This window comes from Paenibacillus sp. BSR1-1, assembly GCF_030403775.1.
Lineage (GTDB): Bacteria > Bacillota > Bacilli > Bacillales > Cytobacillaceae > Neobacillus.
The window spans coordinates 106418-124203 of the sequence record NZ_JAQMWQ010000017.1 but is presented as its reverse complement, the minus strand read 5'-3'; the positions used below and the strand labels follow the sequence as shown (position 1 = coordinate 124203).

Here is a 17786-nt window from a genome sequence, read left to right as displayed (position 1 = left end):
AAAAACGACTAAACCATCGTGCTCCAGTTGAATATCGGATCACGATGGCTGCATAGTCTTTTTAGAGCTGTCTACTTGACGGGGTTAAGTCCACTTAATGAAAAGTGCCAAGCCTTTTTAATTTTCTTTAAAAAATCGAGCTAGTCCATCATACAAACCCGATGCAGCGTTTTCCTGGAACGCTCCGGAATTTAGTGTCATTTCTTCCTCTGGGTTGCTTAAATAGCCAAGCTCAATCAAAGTCGCTTTTTGACTATTTTCCCGAATAACATGGAAATCACCAAAGCGTACCCCGCGGTTTGATAATTTAGTTTGCGCAATGGTGGAAGCAAAAATCGTATCTGCCAGGGATTTTTGATAGGAATGATAATAATAGCCAGTCATACCGCGGACACTGCGATCTAAATTGCTATCATAATGCAAACTGATAAAAGCATCTGCACGGTTGGAACTTGCTAAACTCACCCTTGACGGGAGTGTAAGATAGGAATCATCATTTCGGGTCATATAGACATTCGCACCAGCAGCTGATAATTTATCATATAAAAGACGAGCCGTTCGAAGAGTAAGGTTCTTCTCCAGTGTGCCGCTCGCTCCAGTTGTTCCGTTATCACCGCCGCCATGACCAGGGTCCAGTACAATGGTTTTATTTTTTAAATAGCCATCTGCTCCGGACTTCTCAATTCTCGGTGCAGAACCGTTTGCAGAAACAATCCAGCCGGCAACATATCCGGATTTTCCATTTTTAAGTTTGATTTCATACCAATCATTCTTAATGCTGACAACTGAAAAGGAGTCTCCTTCATTAGCGCGTTGAAGCACGTCAGACTGTACATTTGCTTCTTTACGGATATTAGTACCGTCTTGCAGTATGGTAATGGTTTTATCTTTTCCTGAGGTTTGCCCACTACTTGATTTTTCAGATGATTTTTCAAGATACCATCCTGCCACCCAGCCAAAACTACCATTCTTATACTCTATTTTCGCCCAATTATTATTTTCTTCTAAAATGATAAAACTTTGTCCCTTTGTAACACTGCCAACAATGGATGCATTCAATGAGGCGCCTGAGCGGACACTAAGACTGTTGGCTGTTACAGTGCCAGTAAAACCGCTGGCTTTTGCCGGCTTGTCAACCTTGGAAGCATCCGACCCTATGTCAATGAACTCGGAGCTGACCCATCCTTTCAGGTAGCCGAATCCCACCTCATACCAGCTCTTTTGCTTATCATAAATCGTTACGATTGTCCCTTTGGTTAGTTTTCCAAGGACCGAACTTGATGATGAAGGCTCCTTCCGGACGTTTAAGGTATCGCCATTTACAACACCCGATGCAGTCCCCTTCGAAGCAGTCGATTCCGGTTTCTTTTCGGGCTGCCCTGTTTGTATTACTAAAAAATCTCTAGCAACCCAGCCTTCCCCAAAAGTGGAGGTGATTTTATACCAGTTTTCGTTTTGGTCGAGGACGGTAACTTCCTGTCCCTTATTTAAGAATCCGACAATTTGAAAGCTTGTCCCAGGTCCGGAACGAACCCGTAATTGATCGGTATTTGCTTTTGCAACAGTGTTTGCAGAATTTGAGGCAGATGCTGCATTAGCTGTTTTTTGTTCATTTTCTTTTGTAACAAGCCAATTTACTACCCAGCCTGTTTTACCAAAAGATAGCTGAATTTGGATCCAATCGTCCTTTTCTTTGACGATGGAATACTTTTCGCCTCGGTTTGCGATTTTTACGAGCGGATAGCTTAATCCGGGACCGCTGCGAATATTGGCTGTATCGCTTGAAATAATAATGGAACCACTTGCTGCGCTGCTTTTTCCTTGCGGTAAGAAGGCTCCGAAAAAAAGAATTAAAGATAATAGCAGTAAACTAAACTTTTTGGACATTCTTCCCCTCCTTTGTCTAATTCCTTATTTTACCGTAAAAACTAGTGAAAATCATTCCTAAACTGTTAAATTTGGCCAACAAAATCTCAAAATTCCACTTATCCATGCAATTTTTTTACAAGGATGGAAATAATAAGCCTATCTAATGAAAAGGCAGAGGTGAATGGCATGAGATCAAGTGACAAAGGAATGAACATCCAATCCATGAATGGACGGCTATTTGGGGTGGATTTTCATGATTTTATTGAAAAAGAGCAGCACGCTTCATCCATTGAGCTTGCATCTGAATTCGGGTTAACCATGAGTGATATCAGAAAGTTAAAAAAACTTTTAGGGAGATCGTAAAACTCTCTTGACAAGGCACGCGATGCTCCGTATTATTATATAAATATAAAACATACTCGAATATAACCAATGATGGAGCATAGTAATTAAACTAACCCATGAAAAGAGAGGAAATGCCTTAGGCTGAAAGCATTTCTGCATGTGTCTTAATGAAGGAACACTCCGTAGGTTTCTCTCTGAAAAAGTCTTGGCTCTATTAGGAGATGAACGTAACAGGCGTTAACTGTTTAAGAGGAAGCACACCCTTTGGGGCCGCTTCAACTAGGGTGGCACCGCGGGATATAAACTCTCGTCCCTTGTATTTGATACAAGGGACGGGAGTTTTTTGTTTTTTTACATAATTAATTTTTTTAAATAGAGGAGGGTTCCTACCATGGCAATTAGTATTCCAAGAGGAACACAGGACATCCTGCCAGGTGAAATTGAGAAATGGCAGCTGATTGAACAAAAAGCAAGAGAACTTTGTGAAAAATATCAATACCAAGAAATTCGGACACCTATATTTGAACATACTGATCTTTTTTTACGGGGGGTCGGTGATACGACTGATATAGTTCAAAAGGAAATGTATACCTTTGAAGACCGCGGCGGCCGGAGTATTACATTAAGACCGGAAGGTACAGCAGCGGTGGTTCGATCGTTTGTTGAGAAAAAAATGTTTGGTTATGCAAACCAGCCGGTAAAGCTTTATTATATGGGACCAATGTTTCGCTATGAGCGGCCGCAGGCAGGGCGCTTCCGCCAGTTCGTCCAGTTTGGAATAGAGGCGCTTGGAAGCAATGATCCGGCGATTGATGCTGAGGTTATATCGCTGGCGATGAACTTGTATAAGGAAATGGGACTGCGAAAACTGAAGTTGATTATAAACAGCCTTGGTGACAAGGAGAGCAGAACTGCTCACCGCGAGGCGTTAGTGAATCACTTTAAACCAAGAATCGGCGAGTTTTGCCATGACTGCCAAAACCGTCTCGAGAAAAACCCTTTGCGAATCCTTGATTGTAAGCAGGATCGCGATCATGAATTAATGAAATCAGCACCATCGATTCTTGAATATTTAAATGATTATTCAAAGGCTTATTTTGAAAAATTACAGAAGTATTTAACACAGCTCGATATTCCATTTGAAGTGGATACCAATCTTGTTCGAGGCTTGGATTATTACAACCACACAGCCTTTGAGATTATGAGCAATGCAGAGGGTTTTGGTGCGATCACTACTTTATGCGGCGGCGGCCGCTATAACGGCTTAGCAGAGGAAATTGGTGGTCCGGAAACACCAGGAATCGGCTTTGCGTTAAGTATTGAACGGTTTATTGCTGCTCTTAAGGCCGAAGGAATTGAACTTGAGATCAATGAAGGCATTGATTGCTACTTGGCTTCCCTTGGTGATGAGGCAAAGGATTATACAGTCAGCTTGCTGCAGCAGCTTCGTCTAGCTGGTTTTTCAGCAGAACGAGATTATCTAGATCGAAAAATTAAAGCCCAATTTAAGGCAGCTGACCGTTTGAAGGCCAAATATGTGGCCATTCTTGGTGACGATGAGCTTAAAAACAACAAAATCAATGTGAAAAATATGGCTACAGGAGAACAAGAAGAAATAGCACTTGAATCTTTTATTCAATATTTTCAGGGGTTAAAACAATAAGGGGGATTAAGGAATGTTTGGCAGATCGTATTTTTGTGGTGAAGTTCCAGAAACAGCAGTAGGGGAAAAAGTAACCCTAAAGGGATGGGTACAAAAAAGACGGGACCTAGGCGGATTAATTTTTATCGATCTCCGCGACCGTACAGGAATTGTTCAGGTTGTCTTTAATCCTGATTTGTCCAAGGCGGCTTTAGAGACAGCCGAAAAAATCCGTAATGAATATGTTCTTGATATTGTTGGAACCGTTGTTGCTCGTGAAGAGGGGACCATTAATGAGAACATAAAAACGGGGAAAATCGAAGTCCAAGCGGAAGTCGTGACCATTATTAATGAAGCGAAAACGCCGCCGTTTATGATAACTGATAAAACAGATGCTTCCGAGGATGTACGTCTGAAATTCCGTTATTTAGACTTCCGCCGCCCGGTCATTTTTGAAACACTGAAAATGCGCCATCAGGTGACAAGGGAAATCCGTAATTTCCTTGATGGGGAAGGCTTCTTAGATATTGAAACGCCGATTTTAACAAAGAGCACTCCTGAAGGTGCCCGTGATTATCTAGTGCCAAGCCGTGTTCATCCTGGTGAATTTTATGCATTGCCGCAGTCGCCGCAGCTTTTTAAACAATTGCTAATGGTCGGTGGTGTAGAGCGCTATTATCAAATCGCCCGCTGCTTCCGTGACGAGGACCTGCGTGCAGACCGCCAGCCTGAATTTACGCAAATCGATATTGAAACAAGCTTCCTAAGCCAAGAAGATATCATTGCAATGATGGAAAAAATGATGTCAAAAGTGATGAAGGAAGTTAAGGGTGTAGATGTTCCGGCTGCGTTCCCGCGAATGACTTATGATGAAGCGATGAGCCGTTTTGGTTCTGATAAACCTGATACCCGTTTTGGGCTTGAGTTGGTTGACCTTTCTGAAATCGTTAAGGATTCCGGATTCAAGGTGTTTGCGGCTGCTGTTGCAGGCGGCGGTCAAGTTAAAGCGATCAATGTAAAAGGCGCAGCTGAAAAGTATTCCCGTAAGGATATCGATGCCTTAACTGAATTCGTGGCAGTTTATGGTGCAAAGGGTCTTGCTTGGTTAAAGGTAGATGCTGAAGGGCTGAAAGGTCCAATTGCTAAATTCTTCTCAGAAGAGGATGCGAATGCACTGCTGGCTTCCCTTGAAGCGGCAGCTGGAGATTTGCTGCTGTTTGTCGCTGACAAGAAGAATGTTGTTGCCGATGCACTGGGTGCACTTCGATTGAAGCTTGGTAAAGAATTAGGATTAATCGATCAAAGCCTATTTAATTTCCTATGGGTTACTGACTGGCCGCTTTTGGAGTATGATGAGGAAGAAGGTCGTTATTATGCCGCTCACCATCCGTTTACAATGCCATTTAGAGAAGATATTGAATTCCTAGATTCAGACCCTTCTAAAGTGCGTGCCCAGGCTTATGACCTTGTTCTAAATGGTTACGAGTTAGGCGGCGGTTCTTTAAGGATTTTCGAACGTCATATCCAAGAAAAAATGTTCAGCGTTCTTGGCTTTAGTCCTGAAGAAGCGCGCGAGCAGTTCGGCTTCCTGTTAAATGCGTTTGAATATGGTACACCTCCACATGGCGGAATTGCGCTTGGCCTAGACCGTTTGGTTATGCTGCTTGCCGGCAGCTCTAACCTTCGTGATACAATCGCATTTCCAAAGACAGCAAGTGCAAGCTGCTTGTTGACTGATGCACCAGGTGAAGTTTCTGAAGCGCAATTAAAAGAGCTGAATTTGTCACTAAATGTCAATAAATAGCATGAATTCGCTTTCATGAAACCTTGAATGACGAATCTTAATATGGTATTATAAAGTCAATTCAAAAGAGTCCTGAAATGTACGTTGTGTTACCTGAAGTTTTGACCGAACATTATTTATTCGGGAGTCTGGAGTTTCCTGATTGCATAAATGCCTCACTCTTTGACGAGTTAGGGGACTTATAATTTCGGGAACAGGACACCCCCCTGCTGAATGCGGGATCAAAACGAGGGATCATTAGCGACGGCATCATTGGGACTCTTTTCTATTTTTATGAGTGCTAAACCTCCTGTCATTGTGCAGGGGGTTTTATTTATGCTTGTATCTATATAATTCCTATAAAAATACTTGTTTTTATGAGTGGGTATGATATATTTTTATGGTGAAAAAATAAATATAAATTGAATTTACATTTGGAGTGAAAATAAATGCTGCATCAATTTTCTCGTAATGAGCTTGCGATAGGAAAAGAAGGATTAGATATTATGAAGGGCAGCACCGTTGCAGTTCTGGGTATTGGCGGTGTCGGTTCGTTTGCGGCCGAAGCACTTGCCCGTTCTGGTGTCGGGCGCTTAGTGTTAATCGATAAAGACGACGTTGATATCACCAACGTCAATCGACAGCTTATCGCTCTTCTTTCAACTGTCGGCCGGCCAAAGGTTGAAATCATGGAGGAGCGGATTAAGGATATTAATCCTGATTGTGAAGTCATCGCTCTTAAAATGTTTTATACCGAGGAAACTTATGAAGATATTTTCGGCTATAACCTGGATTTCGTGGTTGATGCGTCGGATACCATTATGTATAAAATCCATTTAATGAAAGAGTGCTTGAAGCGAAATATCCCCATTATCTCAAGCATGGGGGCTGCCAATAAAATGGACCCAACCCGCTTTCAGATTGCCGATATTTCAAAAACACATACGGATCCAATTGCTAAGGTAATTCGCACGAAGCTGCGTAAGGAACGAATCCATAAAGGCATTCCGGTTGTTTTTTCCGATGAAAGCCCTATCGTTATTCGGGAAGATGTCCGCAAAGAGGTCGGGAATGATCAAGCAGCTATTCGGAAGGCGAAGATGCCTCCTTCCTCTAATGCTTTCGTACCATCCGCTGCCGGTTTAATTATGGCAAGCTATGTGGTGAGAGAATTGCTTGAAAATATCAAAATTACCCGCGTGTCGGATGAAAAATAGACTTTTTGTGGGCCCCTGGACTGGTATAGTTCGGGGGTTTTTCTTTTTCTGGCGGGAAAAAAGTAATATAGATCGTGTCTACGTGCCCGAAACCGGGGTGGGAGTAAGAAAAAGGTAACGTAGACCGTGTCTACGTTACCGGAAACGGGGTGGGAGTAAGAAAAAGGTAACGTAGACCGTGTCTACGTGCCCGAAAACGGGGTGGGAGTAAGAAAAAGGTAACGTAGATGGTGTCTACGTGCCCGAAAACGGGTGGGAGTGAGAAAAAGGTAACGTAGATGATGTTTACGTGCCCGAAATTGGGGTGGGAGTAAGAAAAAGGTAACGTAGACCGTGTCTACATGACCGAAACCGCAGTAGGAAGAAGAAAAAAGTCACCAAGAACGAGTCTACGTGCCCAAAAACCTGAAGTGAGAAGGAAAAAGGTAGAAAAAAGCCGCTTAGGTAAATCCTAAACGACCGAATTATAAGAATAATATCAAATTTATTCATAGTAAAACCATCGACCATACCCAATTTGATTACAATTCTCCATTAGAATCTTCCTAATCTTCTTTCTAGACTGAATTACCCCGCACCATTCATGCACCAATTTAGTTGTAATCTTCATATCAGGAAAAAGTAGTTTTATCTCCTCGACGCCTCTTAAAACGCCGGAAACCACATCTTCCTGGCACCCACATTTTTCACATACCAATTTCTTTTCACCGACCAAATGCATAAATGAAAAGCATAAGTGGCAAAGGATTCCCTTTTTAAGTGGTTCATATTTATATGAAATTGACCGGCTATATGGAGTTTCATTGAGATGCATAGATATTAATTGGTCCGCGAGCTTTTTATGTAGGCCGTTTAATTTTGAAGGAATTTGGTCAAATTTTTTTATAAAGCTTTCAAGCTGTGTCGGAAAAATAATTGGTGAGTTTAATGGGGCTTGATATAAGGTGAATTTGGGGTTTACAAAGCTGACATATCCATCTAGGGGAAAAGTATATCCGAGATTTTTGATTAATGGCCCTAGAAGCAATTTACTCCTTTTTAATTGATCCAATGGATTCTGTATTTCATCATTGCCAAAGGTTAAGAAACTGCCTGAATCATAATAAAAGTCCCCTTCAAAGTTTTTAACCTCAAAAGGATAAAGCGTTTCTTGAGAAATGATTAAGGTATCGATTTGGAAAAAGGAGTTGTTAAACTCAAGGCATAAATCATTGATAACATACTTATCACTTTGAAAGGTTGCTGATAATTGGTCAAACATCACCTCTCCCTGATAGCCTTTTTCGAGTTTCCAATAACGCTTCCTTTCTTTGGGTGACAACAACATCCGTGGATTTAATGAGCGAAGAATCCTCAATTCAATTGAGGGTGAACGGGACTTTAAAAACATATTACACTTCCTCTCAAGTTCATAATTTCATTATAAAAAATAATTTTGTTAATAAAGAATGAACGTTTTGTTAACATTCTCAGTCTCCAGCCCTAGAACCCATTCATCCTCGAGCCGTTTTATTCTAACAACTAAATCAAGATATAATAATCTCAGAAAAACACCTTCATGCAGGAAAATTTTTCTACAATAAGGTAAACTGGCAAGTAGAGAGGGGAGAAAAAATGGAAAAAATTGTCGAGTTAAGAGATGTTACCAAAGTAATTAAGGGAAGAACCATTATTGATAATATAAGCTTCCAAGTAAATAAAGGTGAGGTTTTCGGTTTTTTAGGCCCAAATGGGGCGGGGAAAACGACAACCATTCGGATGATTGTCGGCCTGATGGGAATCACTTCAGGGGATATCACAATTGATGGGGCAAGCATTAGAACGCAATTTGAAGATGCAGTTAGACATGTAGGCGCCATCGTAGAAAACCCTGAAATGTATAAATTTTTAACCGGTTATCAAAATTTGGTGCATTATGCCAGAATGATCAAAGGAATCACTAAGGAAAAAATAGCTGAAACAGTAGAACTTGTCGGGTTAACCGACCGGATTAATGACAAAGTAAAAACCTACTCACTTGGGATGAGGCAGAGATTAGGGCTCGCACAATGTTTATTGCATGACCCCCAAGTATTAATCCTTGATGAGCCAACAAACGGATTAGACCCTGCAGGCATAAGAGAAATCCGGGATTATGTACGCCTGCTGGCCCGTGAAAAAAATATGGCCGTCATCGTCTCAAGCCATCTTCTATCTGAAATGGAAATGATGTGCGACCGAATCGGAATTATTCAAAACGGTAAATTGATTGATGTACAACTAGTTCAGGAATTCGTCCAGAGTACTGAAAGCACCTATGAATTAGAGGTAGTTCCAAGCGACAAAGCCTTAGCACTTATTCAAACAAACTATCCTAATATTAGAGCTACCCGTTCACGAAATGGTATTTCCCTTGAGGTTTCAAAAGAAGAAATTCCTCCATTAGTTAAAATATTGGTAAATGAGGATATCCAGGTTTTTGGGATAAAAGAAGTTGCCAAAACATTAGAGGATCGCTTCCTGGAAGTTACGAAAGAAAAGGAGGCAGCAACTCATGCTTAATTTAATCAAAAATGAATGGATGAAAATATTTAAACGGCCCGGTACGTATGTAATGATGGCCATCTTGATCGCTATTACTATTATTGTTGGGATCTTCTTTAAGTATCAAGATACAAACAGCAAAGCAGCTGTTGATAAAAAGTGGGAGCAAACCTTGCAGCAGGAAAATGATGCATTAAAGAAGCAGATGGATCAAAGTCAAACCAAAATAGAAAAGAAATTTTATCAAAAAGAAATCGCCATCAATGATTATCGAATCAAGCATCATCTAAATCCGCATGAAAAATATAATGTTTGGTCCTTTGTCAAAGATGCATCAGAGCTCATTATTTTAGCAGGTTTATTTACCATTATCGTCTCTGCTGGAATTGTTGCCAGTGAATTTAATTGGGGAACCATTAAACTGCTGCTAATCAGGCCGATTAATCGGACGAAAATCCTTACCTCGAAATATTTAACCGTTTTAATGTTTGCCCTGTTTATGCTTGGGATTCTATTTGTTTTTTCGATGGTGCTAGGAGCCATTTTATTTGGGACACCAGAGAATGCCGTTCCATATTTGAATTATAATAATGGCCAGGTTACTGAACAAAATATTGTCGTTCACTTATTAATCTATTACGGTCTAAACTCGATCAAAATGATAATGTTAGTTACGATGGCATTTATGATTTCATCTGTGTTCCGCAATAGTTCGCTGGCTATCGGTCTATCACTGTTCTTATTATTTACCGGGGATCAATTCACAGCTTTATTGTCATTGAAATTTTCTTGGGCGAAATACATCCTATTTGCCAATACCGATTTAATGCAATATTTTGAAGGCACGCCAATGGTGGAAGGGATGACGTTGACATTCTCCATCCTCATGCTGCTGCTCTATTTTGTCGTCTTCCAATTCTTTGCCTTCTTCGTTTTCAAAAAACGTGACGTAGCAGCTTAACAGAAAAAGGTGTCAGGCATGATCCAATGTTGCCTGACACCTTTTTTCCTATTTTCGCATTAATTTCTCATAAACAGTCGCAAATGCCTGCTCAAATTTCCCTGTTTTCTTAGGTTGATAGTATTGTTTATTTTTTAGTCTGTCCGGTAAGTATTGCTGAGGCACCCAGCCGGTTTCAAAGTCATGAGGATATTTGTAGCCGATTCCTCTGCCAAGCTCTTTTGCGCCTTTATAGTGGGCATCACGCAGATGGTCCGGCACTTCTCCAACGATTCCTTTTCTAATATCTTCAAGGGCTGCTTCAATCGCTAAAACTGCAGAGTTGGACTTAGGTGACAAGCACAGCTCAATTACGGCATTTGCTAAGGGAATCCTTGCTTCAGGGAAACCGATTCGTTCTGCTGTTTCAATGGCAGCTAAGGTCCTTGCTCCCGCTTGCGGGTTGGCAAGCCCGACATCCTCATAAGCAATAACAATCAAGCGCCTGCTTATACTGACCAAGTCGCCTGCTTCAATTAACCTCCCAAGATAATGCAGGGCCGCATTGACGTCACTGCCGCGGATTGATTTTTGAAAAGCCGAGAGGACATCATAATGTTCATCCCCATCTTTATCGGCAACTAAGCTTTTCTTTTGCAAGCACTCTTCTGCTGTGGCCACATCGATATGAATAACATCCTCCGCATCTTTATCTGTTGAAAGAACCGCTAATTCCAGTGCGTTTAACGAGCTTCTCACGTCACCGCCCGATGCCTGTGCAAAATGCTGCAGTGCTTCATCTGAAACCTCCACCTTTAATCGTCCAAAGCCCCGCTCTGCATCCTCAAGTGCCCGTTTCAAAGCCTGTTTAATTTCAACTGGTGTTAACGGCTTGAGTTCGAAAATTTGACATCGGCTCCGGATCGCTGGATTAATCGCAAAATAAGGATTGCTGGTTGTCGCGCCAATTAAGGTAATCATCCCGTTTTCTAGGTAGGGTAATAAAAAATCCTGTTTTGCTTTATCTAAACGATGGACTTCGTCGAGGAGAAGGATTACTTTCCCGGACATTTTCGCCTCTGCTGCGACAATTTCCATGTCCTTTTTATTATTGGTTACGGCATTTAAAGTTCGAAATGCATATTTCGTGCTGCCAGCGATGGCGCTGGCAATAGAGGTTTTGCCGATCCCTGGCGGTCCATATAAAATCATTGATGTCAGCTGTTTCGCTTTTACCATTCTCGCAATAATTTTATCGTTGCCTACTAAATGCTGCTGGCCGACAATTTCTTCAATCGTTCTGGGACGCATCCGAAATGCTAAAGGTTTTTGCTGCATGTTCATCTCTCCAACATAAGAAATCACTTACCATAACGATACCATTTTCTATCCCAAAAGCATATTAAAGAAGAATATGATATAATTTTAATGCCTATTAATTTACTGAGGATTTTCTTAAATATAGATATTAAAACATAGGGGTGCTAATAATGAAGATTTCAACAAAGGGACGTTATGGCTTGACGATTATGATTGAGCTTGCTAAAAAACACGGTGAAGGTCCTACTTCTTTAAAAACAATTGCCCAGGCCAATGAACTGTCAGAACATTATTTAGAACAATTAATCGCTCCATTACGAAATGCCGGTTTAGTTAGGAGTATCAGGGGTGCTTATGGCGGCTATATTCTCTCAGATATTCCTTCAAAAATTACTGCAGGGGATGTTATTCGTGTCCTTGAAGGTCCGATTACGCCTGTAGAGGGGATTGAAGATGAAGAACCTGCCAAGCGTGAGCTGTGGATTCGTATTCGTGATGCGATTAAAGACGTTTTAGATAATACGACATTAGAAGACCTAGCGAGCCACAGTGAAGATCAAGAACCAGAAGAAGGTTATATGTTTTACATTTAAGGTGAATGGTAATAATAGAGAATTATTTTGAATGAAGGTGTATTTATGGAACGAATCTATCTCGACCATGCCGCGACATCTCCTATGCATCCACGGGTTGTGGAAAGAATGCTCGAAGTCATGAACTCAACTTTTGGAAATCCTTCCAGCATTCATTCCTTTGGAAGGGAAGCCCGCCATCATATTGACCTTGCACGGGCAGCGTTAGCTAAAAGCATTGGAGCGAAGGAAAACGAGATTATTTTTACAAGCGGGGGTACCGAAGCCGATAATTTGGCCTTATTCAGTGTGGCTGAGAGCTACCAGAAAAATGGGAAACATATTATCACCACACAAATTGAACATCATGCTGTTCTTCATGCTTGTAAAAAACTAGAAAAAATGGGCTTTGAGGTTACTTATTTACCTGTCGATGAAACAGGGCGAATTTCGATTGATGAACTCCGAACCGCTTTGAGGGAGGACACAATCTTGGTTTCTGTCATGTATGGCAATAACGAGGTAGGCACCATTCAGCCAATCAAGGAAATCGGACAACTATTAAAAGACCATCAAGCGAAATTTCACACCGATGCGGTTCAGGCATATGGAGTAGAGGACATTGATGTAAGTGAATGTATGATTGACTTATTATCCGTTTCTGCTCATAAAATCAATGGCCCAAAAGGAATGGGCTTTCTTTTTTCAAGTGCAGACGTAAAAATTTCCCCTCGTATTTTTGGCGGGGAGCAGGAGAGAAAAAGACGGGCAGGAACAGAAAATGTTGCGTCCATTGCTGGCTTTCATGAAGCCGTCATCGTATCAAATGAAGAGCGCTCCACAAAACGTGATAAGTATTTTGGGTTAAAAGAAACCCTTCTGCGAAAGCTTCGGGATTTAGAGGTTGAGTTTGAGGTAAACGGATTGCTTGAAAATTCGCTGCCGCATGTATTAAACTTAAGCTTTCCGGGGACAAGCGTAGAAGCGATGCTGGTGAATCTTGATTTAGCAGGTATCGCTGTTTCGAGCGGCTCAGCCTGCACGGCTGGCTCAATCGAACCTTCACATGTCCTTGTGGCCATGTTTGGCAAACAATCAGAGCGATTAATCAATTCCATCCGTTTCAGCTTTGGCTTCACCACAACAGAGGAAGAAGTAATAAAGGCTGCGGAAGAAACGGCTAAGGTGGTTTCGCGTCTGAAAAAATAAATGTACAGCAAAAGTTTCGGCAAAAAGAGAGGTGAATTACAATTGGAAAGAAAAGATCCTAAAAACACACGGGTTGTTGTTGGAATGTCCGGAGGGGTGGATTCCTCAGTAGCAGCGCTTTTATTAAAGCAGCAGGGCTATGATGTCATCGGCATTTTCATGAAAAACTGGGATGACACCGATGAAAACGGTGTTTGTACAGCGACGGAAGACTATGAAGACGTGATTCGTGTCTGCAATCAAATCGGTATTCCGTATTATGCCGTTAATTTTGAAAAGCAATATTGGGACAAGGTATTTACCTATTTCCTTGAAGAATATAAGGCGGGAAGAACTCCAAATCCCGACGTGATGTGCAATAAGGAAATCAAATTTAAAGCCTTCCTCGAGCATGCTATGAAGCTGGGAGCGGACTATCTTGCGACTGGCCATTATGCACAGGTAGAATATCGTGATGGAGAATACAAAATGCTCCGCGGTCTGGATGAAAACAAGGACCAAACGTATTTCTTGAACCAGTTGTCTCAGGAGCAGCTAAGTAAAGTTATGTTTCCAATCGGCAATTTAGAAAAAGCGAGAGTACGGGAAATTGCCAAGGAAGCGAACCTGGCAACCGCGGCGAAAAAGGACAGCACAGGGATTTGTTTCATTGGGGAACGCAATTTTAAGGAATTCTTAGGACAATATTTACCGGCGCAGCCTGGTAAAATGGAAACATTCGAAGGCGAAGTAAAGGGCAAGCATGAAGGCCTGATGTATCATACAATCGGCCAACGCCATGGACTTGGCATTGGCGGTTCGGGTGACCCATGGTTTGCCATCGGTAAGGATTTAAATAGAAATGTCCTGTATGTCGGACAAGGTTTTCATAACGAAAAGTTATATTCCGATTCGATCATCGTGGCCAATGTCAGCTGGGTGTCCAATCAGGAAAAACCGTCAGAATTCGAGTGTACAGCAAAATTCCGTTATCGACAGGAAGATAATAAGGTAACAGTTCGTCCACTAGAAGGCGGCCGGGCAGAAGTTATTTTCCATGAACCAATTCGTGCCGTCACACCTGGACAGGCAGCAGTATTTTACAATGGTGATGAATGCCTTGGCGGGGGAACGATTGACGAAGTATATAAAAATGGTGAGCGTCTGACTTATGTCGGATAAAAGCGGCCCTGATTCCTGCTCTGGAGTCAGGGTTTTTTTTACGGAATATGATATACTTTCCTTTAGAATGGAGTGATTGGAATGGATAAAAACCAATTGGGTGTACAGTACATGCAAGAAGGGAACTGGGAAGAGGCAGCAAAGGCCTTTAACGAAGCTATAGAAGAAAACCCAAAAGACCCTATTGCTTATATAAATTTTGGCAACGTCCTCTCAGCAGTTGGGGACGATGAAAGAGCTCTAAACTTCTATCAAAAAGCAATCCAAATAGATGAAAACGCAGCGGCTGCGTACTATAGTATCGGTAATTTACTTTTTAGCAAAGACTTATTCAACGAAGCGAAAAATATGTTTGAAACCGCGTTGAAAAAAGGACTTCAGTCGGCTGACAATTTCTTTATGCTGGGATTAACTCTAGTCAGTTTAGACCAAGGAAGGTATGCTCTTCCCTATTTGCAAAGAAGCGTCGAGCTAAATGAAAGCGATGCCGAAGCACGTTTTCAATATGGCTTATGTTTAGCCCAGTTAGAGCTCATTGATGAGTCGATGGTTCAATTCGAAAAATGTGTGGAGATAGATCCTCATCATTCAGATGCTTACTATAATTTAGGTGTATCGTATGCATTTAAAGAAAATGCTGATAAAGCATTAGAAATGTTCCAAAAAGCTTTAGACATTCAACCAGACCATATGCTTGCTGGTCATGCCAAAAAATTAATTGAAAATAATCAATAAAGTATTAAATTTTAAGTGGAGGGAGGGAGCATAATGGAAAAACAGGACTCGCTTGATTTATTTGCCGAACAAGGGAAGTTTGTGAAGGGCAGACCAATTGTTACGATTTTTCACAATGAGCAGAATCTTTATACGGTCTTAAGGATCCGGGTTGATGAAACCAATCATTCGTATGATGACAAGGAAGCGGTCATCACCGGCTATTTTCCAAAAATCCATGAGCAGGAAACCTATATTTTCTACGGTGAGTTTAAAGATCATCCGAAGTTCGGACTGCAATTTCAAACTAATCATTTTAGGAAGGATATGCCGCAGTCAAAACAAGGCGTGATTGCTTATTTATCTGGCGAAATGTTTAAAGGAATTGGAAAAAAGACGGCCGAAAACATTGTAGAAACGTTAGGGGAAAACGCGATTTCGAAAATTCTTAATCAGCCGTCACTCTTAGATTCGGTGCCAAAGCTCCCTCCTGATAAGGCCAAGCTGCTTTACGACACTTTGATGGAGCATCAAGGGCTTGAGCAGGTCATGGTCGCGCTAAATCAATATGGCTTCGGGCCGCAGTTATCGATGCGGATTTATCAGGTGTATAAAGAAGAAACCTTAAGTACTATTCAAAAAAATCCATATCAGCTTGTTGAGGATATTGAAGGGATTGGATTTGGCCGCGCGGACGAACTGGGCTACCAGCTTGGCATCACCGGCAGCCATCCTGACCGAATTAAAGCAGCCTGCCTCTATATCCTAGAAAATGAAAGCATGCAAACCGGTCATGTTTTTATGCAAGTCGAGGATTTGCTTGAGAGGGTAAGAGCACTTTTAGAAGAAAATAAACGGGATCAAATCGAATACATAAATATCTCCAACGAGATTATTAAGCTTGAAGAAGAAGGAAAAATAATTGGGGAAGAGAGGCGTGTATATTTACCTTCCTTATTTTTTGCGGAAAAGGGACTTGTTACTAGCATCAATCGTATTCTAAAACAAACAGAGTACAAAGAACAATTTCCAGAATCGGAGTTTTTGCTTTCATTGGGAAGCTTAGAGGAGCGAATTGGGGTTCAATATGCCCCAACCCAAAAAGAAGCGATTCAAACAGCGTTAATGTCACCAATGTTGATCCTAACAGGGGGACCCGGAACAGGAAAAACAACAGTCATCAAAGGAATTGTCGAGTTATATGCCGAGTTGCATGGCTGTTCATTGGAGCTGAAGGATTACCTAAAAAAAGATGAACCGTTTCCATTTTTGCTGGCCGCACCAACTGGGAGAGCAGCTAAAAGGATGAGCGAATCAACAGGGCTCCCAGCGGTGACGATTCACCGTCTGCTTGGATTTAACGGTTCAGAAGGATTTGACCGAGCTGAAGACAGTCCTCTTGAAGGAAAAATCCTGATTGTCGATGAGACCTCCATGCTCGATATTTGGCTTGCCAATCAATTGTTTAAAGCACTACCTGAGAATATTCAAGTGATTTTAGTCGGGGATGAAGACCAGCTGCCATCCGTTGGACCTGGTCAAGTATTAAAAGACCTGCTGCAATCGGAACGAATTCCAACTGTACGATTAACCGATATATACCGCCAGGCAGAAGGCTCCTCTATTATCGAACTGGCCCATGAAATTAAAAAGGGACAATTGCCGGCCAATGTCGCAGAACGAAAGCCAGACCGTTCGTTTATTAGATGTTCAACAGCCCAGATTTCACAGGTAGTCGAAAAGGTTGCAATTAATGCCAAAAATAAAGGCTATACCGCCAAGGATATTCAAGTATTAGCCCCTATGTATCGAGGACCAGCAGGAATTGACCGATTAAATCTATTGCTGCAGGAAATATTTAATCCGAATCCGGAGGGCACAAGAAAGGAAATCACCTTTGGTGAAGTGAAGTACCGAATTGGCGATAAGGTGCTTCAGCTTGTTAATCAGCCGGAAAGCAATGTATTTAATGGTGATATTGGTGAAATTATCTCGATTATTTATGCGAAGGAAAATACCGAAAAACAAGATATGATTTACATTTCCTTTGAAGGCAATGAAGTCGAATACACTAGGCAGGATTTAAGTCAAATTACCCATGCTTATTGCTGTTCTGTCCATAAATCACAGGGCAGCGAATTTCCTATCGTCATCCTTCCGATAACAAGAAGTTATTACCGAATGCTGCAGCGCAATTTAATCTATACGGCGATTACAAGAAGCAAGCAATCCTTGATATTATGCGGCGAAGAAGATGCACTTAGAATAGGCGTCGAACGAGCGGATGAATCGAAAAGGCAAACCACCCTATGTGAAAAGCTTCGTGAAACCATTCCGGCAAATGATTCCAGTTTAGCTTCAAAAGCAGCTGAAGGTGAAATGTCGTTGGAAGAGGAGCTAATGCTGGTCAATCCAATGGTGGGCATGGAAAACGTTACCCCTTATGATTTTATGGTGAATGACTGAAACTATAAATGTTCGAGAGGGGGTG

Annotated in this window: 14 protein-coding genes, 1 other RNA gene and 1 other annotated feature; of the genes, 12 read left to right on the top strand and 3 right to left on the bottom strand. The window is 41.6% G+C overall.

All coding sequences use genetic code 11. The annotated features are described in order from the left end of the window. Positions 1–117: 117 nt before the first annotated feature. Entirely contained in the window at positions 118–1887 is a 1770-nt protein-coding gene (locus PH210_RS20950; protein ID WP_289988124.1) for an N-acetylmuramoyl-L-alanine amidase family protein, read from the bottom strand. Between the two features lie 168 nt (positions 1888–2055). On the opposite strand from PH210_RS20950, the gene PH210_RS20945 reads away from it, so the two are divergent. The 5 genes from PH210_RS20945 to PH210_RS20925 all read left to right on the top strand — a co-directional run bounded on the left by PH210_RS20945 (position 2056) and on the right by PH210_RS20925 (position 6856). Next, positions 2056–2232, top strand: a complete 177-nt coding sequence (locus PH210_RS20945; RefSeq protein WP_289988123.1) for a hypothetical protein — start codon at positions 2056–2058, stop codon at positions 2230–2232. 60 nt (positions 2233–2292) lie between these two features. Beyond that, positions 2293–2532: a binding site (T-box leader), on the top strand. Between the two features lie 73 nt (positions 2533–2605). Next, the gene (hisS, locus tag PH210_RS20940; protein WP_289988121.1) at positions 2606–3877 is read left to right on the top strand and encodes a histidine--tRNA ligase; all 1272 of its coding nucleotides are present in this window, start codon (positions 2606–2608) and stop codon (positions 3875–3877) included. A gap of 13 nt (positions 3878–3890) precedes the next feature. Then, positions 3891–5660: an aspartate--tRNA ligase gene (gene aspS, locus PH210_RS20935; RefSeq protein ID WP_289988119.1), complete on the top strand. Its 1770-nt coding sequence runs from the start codon at positions 3891–3893 to the stop codon at positions 5658–5660. 66 nt (positions 5661–5726) lie between these two features. Then, a non-coding RNA gene (gene ssrS / locus PH210_RS20930) (6S RNA) lies at positions 5727–5923 on the top strand. Positions 5924–6088: 165 nt separating this feature from the next. Further along, positions 6089–6856 carry a tRNA threonylcarbamoyladenosine dehydratase gene (locus PH210_RS20925; RefSeq protein WP_289988118.1) on the top strand — a complete coding sequence of 256 codons (768 nt, stop codon included), beginning with the start codon at positions 6089–6091 and terminating at the stop codon, positions 6854–6856. Positions 6857–7340: 484 nt separating this feature from the next. Here PH210_RS20925 and PH210_RS20920 read toward each other — a convergent pair whose 3' ends face one another. After that, positions 7341–8246 carry a nuclease-related domain-containing protein gene (locus PH210_RS20920; protein ID WP_289988116.1) on the bottom strand — a complete coding sequence of 302 codons (906 nt, stop codon included), beginning with the start codon at positions 8244–8246 and terminating at the stop codon, positions 7341–7343. A gap of 224 nt (positions 8247–8470) precedes the next feature. Between PH210_RS20920 and PH210_RS20915 the strand changes: the two genes are divergently transcribed. Both PH210_RS20915 and PH210_RS20910 read left to right on the top strand, forming a co-directional pair. Continuing rightward, entirely contained in the window at positions 8471–9397 is a 927-nt protein-coding gene (locus PH210_RS20915; RefSeq protein WP_289988114.1) for an ABC transporter ATP-binding protein, read from the top strand. Beyond that, positions 9390–10340 (top strand): ABC transporter permease, encoded by a 951-nt coding sequence (locus PH210_RS20910; RefSeq protein ID WP_289988112.1) that lies wholly within the window; start codon positions 9390–9392, stop codon positions 10338–10340. Before PH210_RS20915 ends, PH210_RS20910 begins: the two co-directional genes overlap by 8 nt. A gap of 48 nt (positions 10341–10388) precedes the next feature. Here PH210_RS20910 and PH210_RS20905 read toward each other — a convergent pair whose 3' ends face one another. Next, the gene (locus PH210_RS20905) at positions 10389–11657 is read right to left on the bottom strand and encodes a replication-associated recombination protein A (RefSeq protein ID WP_289988110.1); all 1269 of its coding nucleotides are present in this window, start codon (positions 11655–11657) and stop codon (positions 10389–10391) included. A gap of 152 nt (positions 11658–11809) precedes the next feature. Between PH210_RS20905 and cymR the strand changes: the two genes are divergently transcribed. The 5 genes from cymR (at position 11810) to recD2 (ending at position 17761) form a co-directional block, all read left to right on the top strand. Then, positions 11810–12232 carry a cysteine metabolism transcriptional regulator CymR gene (cymR, locus tag PH210_RS20900; RefSeq protein ID WP_223591229.1) on the top strand — a complete coding sequence of 141 codons (423 nt, stop codon included), beginning with the start codon at positions 11810–11812 and terminating at the stop codon, positions 12230–12232. 45 nt (positions 12233–12277) lie between these two features. Next, positions 12278–13420 (top strand): cysteine desulfurase family protein, encoded by a 1143-nt coding sequence (locus tag PH210_RS20895; protein ID WP_289988106.1) that lies wholly within the window; start codon positions 12278–12280, stop codon positions 13418–13420. 42 nt (positions 13421–13462) lie between these two features. Next, positions 13463–14581: a tRNA 2-thiouridine(34) synthase MnmA gene (gene mnmA, locus PH210_RS20890; protein WP_289988104.1), complete on the top strand. Its 1119-nt coding sequence runs from the start codon at positions 13463–13465 to the stop codon at positions 14579–14581. An 81-nt stretch (positions 14582–14662) separates the two neighbouring features. Next, a complete protein-coding gene (locus tag PH210_RS20885; protein ID WP_289988102.1) occupies positions 14663–15316 on the top strand; it encodes a tetratricopeptide repeat protein in 654 nt (217 codons plus the stop codon). A gap of 33 nt (positions 15317–15349) precedes the next feature. Beyond that, on the top strand, positions 15350–17761 hold the full coding sequence (gene recD2, locus PH210_RS20880; RefSeq protein WP_289988101.1) for an SF1B family DNA helicase RecD2: 2412 nt from the start codon (positions 15350–15352) through the stop codon (positions 17759–17761). The last annotated feature ends 25 nt before the right edge of the window (positions 17762–17786 follow it).